The sequence below is a fragment of the Streptomyces sp. NRRL B-3229 genome (genome assembly GCF_000719505.1).
Taxonomy (GTDB): domain Bacteria; phylum Actinomycetota; class Actinomycetes; order Streptomycetales; family Streptomycetaceae; genus Streptomyces; species Streptomyces griseorubiginosus.
Genome location: NZ_JOGP01000051.1, coordinates 1 through 6,344 on the forward strand (window position 1 = coordinate 1; position 6,344 = coordinate 6,344).

Annotated in this window: 5 protein-coding genes and 1 pseudogene; 1 reads left to right on the plus strand and 5 read right to left on the minus strand. The window is 70.5% G+C overall.

Annotation, left to right across the window (positions count from 1 at the left end):
- From IF54_RS0138285 to IF54_RS0138295, 3 genes and pseudogenes are all read right to left on the minus strand, one after another.
- A pseudogene (locus tag IF54_RS0138285) lies at nt 1-648 on the minus strand (S8 family serine peptidase); the annotation flags it as partial.
- 278 nt (nt 649-926) lie between these two features.
- Entirely contained in the window at nt 927-2,192 is a 1,266-nt protein-coding gene (locus tag IF54_RS0138290; protein WP_030327291.1) for a L,D-transpeptidase, read from the minus strand.
- A gap of 206 nt (nt 2,193-2,398) precedes the next feature.
- Nucleotides 2,399-2,743 (minus strand): hypothetical protein, encoded by a 345-nt coding sequence (locus tag IF54_RS0138295; RefSeq protein WP_030327292.1) that lies wholly within the window; start codon nt 2,741-2,743, stop codon nt 2,399-2,401.
- A gap of 130 nt (nt 2,744-2,873) precedes the next feature.
- Between IF54_RS0138295 and IF54_RS0138300 the strand changes: the two genes are divergently transcribed.
- Nucleotides 2,874-3,155, plus strand: coding sequence for an LPXTG cell wall anchor domain-containing protein (locus tag IF54_RS0138300; RefSeq protein ID WP_020141433.1), 282 nt, complete (start codon nt 2,874-2,876; stop codon nt 3,153-3,155).
- A gap of 169 nt (nt 3,156-3,324) precedes the next feature.
- Here the strand turns inward: IF54_RS0138300 and hutH are convergent, their stop codons facing one another.
- A complete protein-coding gene (hutH, locus tag IF54_RS0138305; protein WP_030327293.1) occupies nt 3,325-4,863 on the minus strand; it encodes a histidine ammonia-lyase in 1,539 nt (512 codons plus the stop codon).
- Between the two features lie 81 nt (nt 4,864-4,944).
- Complete coding sequence (locus IF54_RS0138310) at nt 4,945-6,093, minus strand: GGDEF domain-containing protein (protein ID WP_030327294.1); 1,149 nt, start codon at nt 6,091-6,093, stop codon at nt 4,945-4,947.
- Nucleotides 6,094-6,344: the final 251 nt, after the last annotated feature.

Below are 6,344 nucleotides of genomic sequence, written 5' to 3' on the forward strand. Positions count from 1 at the left end.
GATGGACGCGACATGCGTGCCGTGACCGAACTTGTCCGTCGCGTCAGCCGCGGCGGAGAAGTTCTTGGACTCGATCACCTGCGTCTTGAGGTCCGGGTGGGTCGCATCGACACCGGTGTCCAAAACGGCGATCTTGACGCCCTTGCCGTCGTAGCCGGCCGCCCACGCCGTGGGAGCGCCGATCTGCGGCACGGACTTGTCCAGACTGGCCTTGCGGACACCGTCGAGCCAGACGTGCGCGATACCGGAGGCGGGGAGTGGCGGAGCGTGCCCGCGTCCCGGACCTCGGCCTTGGCCGCGCTCGCCGCGCCCTGGTAGCCGACGATGACCTTCAGTCCCTTGGCCTGGGACTTGCGGACGGCGGCCGTCGGACGGCAGCACATAGGTGTGGCCGTCGGCCTTGCGGAGCTGCACCGGTATGTGCGCGCGTCCCTTCGCGGGCTCCAGGCCGACGACGCGGCCCTTGGCGTCGACGACGACACGGTCACCGGTGATCAGAGTGATGCGGTGGTGGGGCGTGAGCTGGGCCTTGCCGGACCGCGAGACGCTCGCGGTCTGTTGCGCGTCCGCCGAGGCGGGGCTGGTCATTCCCGCCGCGAGCGCTACCGCGGCCGCCGTGGCGATCGTGGCCGCGCATGCCTTTTTCACTTGTCTGCGCAAGATTCCCCCTTGCAGAAGGACCGGGTGAATTCCCCGTTCACCCGGGCGGGGGGAGTTTCGCACGCATGTACGTGCACCCCCCGGTGCCCGCAGTATGCCGAGGGGTGATCACCACGTTCAACAGACAAGTCACCGACAGCAAAGTCTGTTACAAGACCGCCGGGTTCAGAGGGAGTTGAGGCCGTGCTCCGCCCGGATAGCGAAACGCGCCCGCCACCCGTGAGGGCGGCGAGCGCGTTTGGCGGCGTTCTGCGGAGCGCTCGGCGTCAGACCGCCGAGCCCGCCTTCCAGTCGGCCCAGCTCAGGTTCCAGCCGTTGAGGCCGTTGTCCGGGGCCACCGTCTTGTCGCCGGTGTTCTTGACGACCACGACGTCACCGACGATCGAGTGGGTGTACATCCAGTACGCCGCGGTGCCGGTGTCGTTGGCGCCCTTGGTGTCGGACAGGCCCACGCAGCCGTGACTGGTGTTCACGGAGCCGAAGATGGACTTGGCGCCCCAGTAGTTCCCGTGCATGAAGGTGCCGGAGTTGGTGAGCCGGATGGCGTGCGGCACGTCCTTGATGTCGTACTCGCCCTTGCCGTCGTCGTCGGTGAAGCCCACGGTCGCGCCGTTCATGCGCGTCTCCTTGAACTTCTCGGACATCACCATGACGCCTTCGTACGTCTTGTTCTCCGGCGAGCCGGCCGAGATCGGGATCGTCTTGATCGTCTGGCCGTTCTGCGTGACCTTCATCTGCTTGGTCTTGGCGTCGACGTACGAGACCTGGTTGCGGCCGATCTTGAAGGTGACCGTCTTCTGCTGGACGCCGTAGACCCCGTTGGCACCCTCCACCCCGTCGAGCGCGAGCTTCAGCGTGACGGTGGAGTTCTCCTTCCAGTAGTCCTCGGGGCGGAAGTCGATGCGGTTGGCGTTGAACCAGTGACCGACGACCTCCTGACCGCTGCTGGAGGAGACGGTGATGCCCTTCTGGACGGCCGCCTTGTTGGTGATCGCCTTGTCGAAGTTGATCGACACCGGCATGCCCACGCCGACCGTCGAGCCGTTCTCCGGCGTGAAGTTGCCTATGAAGCTGTTGGCCGGGGAGACCGTCGTGAAGGAGGCGTTCTCGTGGGCGGCGAGCCCGTCGGCGTCCTTGGCCTCCGCGGCGACCTTGTAGGTCGTGGAGCGCTCCAGCTGGGCGTCGGGCTTCCAGCTGGTCTTGTCGGCGGACAGCTGGCCGGGGACCTTCGCGCCGTCCGCGGTCGTCATCGTCACGGCGGTGAGCGTGCCCTTGCTCACGGTGACGGCGGCGGAGTTGTTGATGGAGGCGTTGTCGGTGCCGTCCTTGGGCGTGATCCTGATCTCGGCCTGGGAGCTCTTCTTGGCCGCCGCCTCGTCGGCCTTGGCCTGCGAGGTGTCGCCGCCGCCCTTCGAGGAGGAGTCGTCGCCACCGGAAGAACAGGCGGAAAGCACCAGTACCCCGCCGAGCAGTGCGGACGCGACCGTCAGGCCCCTGCGCCGCTTGCTGACCGTCATCACACGCTTCTCCATCGTTGCCGAATCCCCAGAAACCCCGAGGGTCCCCGTCAATGAACCTAAACGCTACGACCGGTTCGTCCCGTTCCACCTTCTCGGAAGGTGTGGGGCACACCACGTCCGCTGTGGCGGAGGGTGCGTCTGTCGGTTCGTGCGACTCCTGAGACGACGAAACCCCGGGCGGCGGTTGCCACCCGGGGTCAGTCGTTCCCTGGGCGCGCTCAGCCGACAGCCTCTTCTTCGTCGTCCTCCTCGACATCATCCCCGTCGAGGTCCCAGTCCGGCGAATCCGGGTCGTAGTCGATCTGCTCACTGCTCCACGAGGCCTGGGCCAGTTCGACCCCGGGCACCTCCCCCACCAGGTCGAACGGGTCCACGAGATAGGCGAGGGCCTCGGCAGTGTCTTCTGTCACAGCGCCCTCGGCGTGCGCCCGCTCCTCGTCCGGCATGTCCGGATCCTCCGCGATCCGCTCCAGCGCGGCCCGGCTGAGGGCGTCCTGGTCGTCGACCTCGACGACGAGTTCCACCCGAAGCCGTACAAAGCGTGATGTCTCTTCAGTGCTCATGCCCGGAGAGTACGGCCCGTCGCTCCCGTGACTTTCCCGTGACCCGCGTCTTTCACTAACATCGCCCCACACGGCCAATTCGCCAGTGCCACAAGGGGATCGATATTCCGTGTCATCCGTTCGCCGTCCGTTGCTGACCGCCACCGCCGCGGGGACCCTTCTGGGTGCCCTCTGGTTCGTCCCGTCCGCCAACGCGACCCAGGACAAGCCGGTCAGAACCGAGCCGTCCGTGCAGGCCACGGCGCAGGCGCGGGTCACGACCACGGGCGCGGAGACGACCGGGGACGGCGCCGAACTCGCCGACACCGGCAGCATCGACACCACGCCGTACGTCGTCGGCGGCACCCTGTTCCTCACGCTGGGTGCCGGCTTCGTCGTCTATTCGGTACGCCGGGAACGCCTCGGTTTTTAAACGCGCTTGACGTTTTCTTGGCCGTCCCTTCATGGTCCGCTCGTGAAGGGTCCACCGGGGGGGACGCACAGCCACCGCGGCGACCGCCGTGCTCGACGCGCAGGTGGCCGCGCTCAAGTGACACCGAGGGCCCCCGCCGTGGTCGTACGGCAGGGGCCCTGGTCGCTGTCTAGCGCAGCGGTCCGGTGACGGCCTCGACCGCCTCCACCAGCCGCCCTTCCCGCACGAACACGTCGGCGGCGGCGAGGTCAGGCGCCAGGAACCGGTCGGGACCGGGGCCCTCGACACCGGCCTTGCGTACGGCCGTGATGGCGGCCTGGGTCGCCGGCGCCGGGCGCAGCCCCTCGCGCAGCTCGACGGCGCGCGAGGCGGCGTAGAGCTCGACGGCGAGGACCCGGGTCAGGTTGTCGACGGCGGTGCGCAGCTTGCGCGCGGCCGACCACCCCATCGACACGTGGTCCTCCTGCATCGCGGACGAGGGGATCGAGTCCGCGGACGCCGGGACGGCCAGCCGCTTCAACTCGCTGACCAGCGCGGCCTGGGTGTACTGGGCGATCATCAGCCCGGAGTCGACCCCGGCGTCGTCGGCGAGGAACGGCGGCAGCCCGTGGGACCGGTTCTTGTCGAGCAGCCGGTCGGTCCGCCGCTCCGCGATGGACGCGAGGTCGGCGACGGCGATGGCGAGGAAGTCGAGCACGTAAGCCACGGGCGCGCCATGGAAGTTGCCGTTCGACTCCACCCGACCGTCGGGCAGCACAACGGGGTTGTCGACGGCCGACGCCAACTCCCGCTCCGCCACCAGCCGCGCATGGGCCATGGTGTCCCGCCCGGCCCCGGCGACCTGCGGCGCGCAGCGCACGGAGTAGGCGTCCTGGACGCGGGGCGCGTCGTCCTGGTGATGCCCGGTGAGCTCCGAACCCTCCAGTACGGCCAGCATGTTGGCGGCGGAGGCCCCCTGCCCCGGGTGCGGCCGGATGGCGTGCAGCTCGGGCGCGAGCACCCGGTCGGTGCCGAGCAGCGCCTCGAGGCTCAACGCGGCGGTGATGTCGGCGGACTTGTAGAGCATGTCGAGATCGGCGAGGGCCATCACCAGCATCCCGAGCATGCCGTCGGTGCCGTTGAGGAGGGCGAGCCCCTCCTTCTCCCGCAGCTCGACGGGAGCGATCCCGTGCTCGGCGAGCAACTCCCCGGCAGGCCGCACGACACCGTCGGGCCCCTCGGCGTCCCCCTCCCCCATCAGGGTCAGGGCACAGTGCGACAGCGGCGCGAGATCACCCGAGCACCCGAGGGAGCCGTACTCGTGCACGACCGGCGTGATCCCGGCGTTGAGCACGTCGGCCATGGTCTGCGCGACCTCGGGCCGCACCCCGGTGCGTCCCGAGCAGACGGTCTTCAGCCGCAGGAACATCAGCGCCCGTACGACCTCCCGCTCCACCCGCGGACCCATTCCGGCGGCGTGCGAGCGCACGATGTTGCGCTGCAACCGGGCCCGGAGTTCCGGGCTGATGTGCCGGGTCGCCAGGGCGCCGAAGCCGGTGCTGACGCCGTAGACGGGCTCGGGCTTGGCCGCGAGCGCGTCCACGATCCCGCGGGCGGCCGCCAGCGCCGAGACCGCCTCCCCGGAGAGCTCGACCCGGGCGCCGCCGCGCGCCACGGCGAGGACGTCGGACGCGGTGACCCCGGACGTCCCCACCACCACAGTGTGCATATCCATATTCAGGAGCGTACGCATTGAATTCGAGGATGTCACTACTGGGTCGGGGTTACGCCCCTTACCGTCCCCGGCCCCTCAGGTGGGCCGCCCCCGGAACCGCCGACGCTCCGGCGAGGCCTCGGAAGGCGCGGTGTCCGCCAGCCGTACGACCGGGTCCTCGGCCCCGCCCCGCCCGGCCACCACCGGCGTCGTGGCCCGCTCGGCCTTGGCCCGGTACTGCGCGGCATCTGCGAGCCGGAACAGCCGCCGGGCCGACCGCACGGGTCCGATGGGATCCGCGGTCGAGGCGACCCCGCACGCCACACCCTCCCCCAGCTCCAGCTCCCCGGCCCTCCGGCACAGTTCGCCGGCGGCCCGCACCACGTCGTCGGCGTCGGGCCCGACCGCGAGCAGACAGAACTCGTCCCCGCCGAGCCGCGCGGCGAGCGCCCCCGGCAGCATGGCCCCGCACAGCGACAGCACCGAGCCGAAACGTTCCAGCAGCCGGTCCCCCACGGCATGCCCCTGGGTGTCGTTCACCCTCTTGAGCCCATTGAGATCACACACGACGAGACTGACGACGACCCCGTCCCTCTTGTGCCGCTCGACCGCCTCGTCCAGCCGCATGTCCACGGCCCGGCGATTGGCGAGCCCGGTCAGCGCGTCCGTGAACGCCAGCCGCCTGGCCTCCTCCAGCCGCTCCGCCTGGGCGATCCCAGCGGCGACGACGGCGGCCAGCACGGTGGCGAAGTCGGCGTCCTCCCGCCCGAACAGCGGGGCGCCGACGGGCCGGGCCACGTACAACTCGCCCCACGCCCGCCCGTTCAGCACGATCGGTGCGACAACGCAACACCCCCTCCCCCTCCTGCGCAGGGCGGCGACCCGCTGATGCACATACCCCGGCCGCCCTCCCGCCGCGGGCCCCTCCGCCGTCTCCACCCACGCGTTGGGCTCCCCACCCCCGGCCCACCGCTCGTGCAGGAACTCGGTGATCTCGGGGAACTGGTGCACGGGGTAGGCCTCCCCCTCGGGAAACTCCTCCTCGCCGGCCACGCGATCACCGACATTGACGAGGACCCTGAGCCGCCCGAGCTCCCGCTCCCACACCGACAGCGCGGCAAAACTCCCCCCGAGCGCACGGCACGCCCCACCGGCAGCGGCCCGCCACGCCTCCCGCGAGCCGTGGGCCGCCGCCATGCCCTGCGCCAACGAGACGACCGCGGCCAGCCGGATGTCCTCACCCATCGCTCCAGGTTAGGGAGGTTTCGGGCGGGGACCGGGGTGAGGTTGGGCCGTTCGGGGACGGGGGGTGCGGCGCCTATGGGGGTGCCGGGTTCGGTTGTTCGGCGGGTGCGGGTCCGTTGCGGCCGGCCGCGCCCCCGCTGCGCTGGGCTTGAGCCGGGCGCCTACGGGGGTGCCGGGTTCGCTTGTTGGGCGGCTTGAGGTCCGTCGTGGCTGGTCGCGCAGTTCCCCGCGCCCCTGGGGAGTTGCAGTCC

Bases quoted from the DNA above. Each gene is read 5' to 3' on its own strand.
- IF54_RS0138295 (WP_030327292.1), bottom strand. From the start codon at position 2,743: ATGAGCACTGAAGAGACATCACGCTTTGTACGGCTTCGGGTGGAACTC.
- IF54_RS0138290 (WP_030327291.1), bottom strand. From the start codon at position 2,192: ATGGAGAAGCGTGTGATGACGGTCAGCAAGCGGCGCAGGGGCCTGACG.
- hutH (WP_030327293.1), bottom strand. From the start codon at position 4,863: ATGCACACTGTGGTGGTGGGGACGTCCGGGGTCACCGCGTCCGACGTC.
- IF54_RS0138310 (WP_030327294.1), bottom strand. From the start codon at position 6,093: ATGGGTGAGGACATCCGGCTGGCCGCGGTCGTCTCGTTGGCGCAGGGC.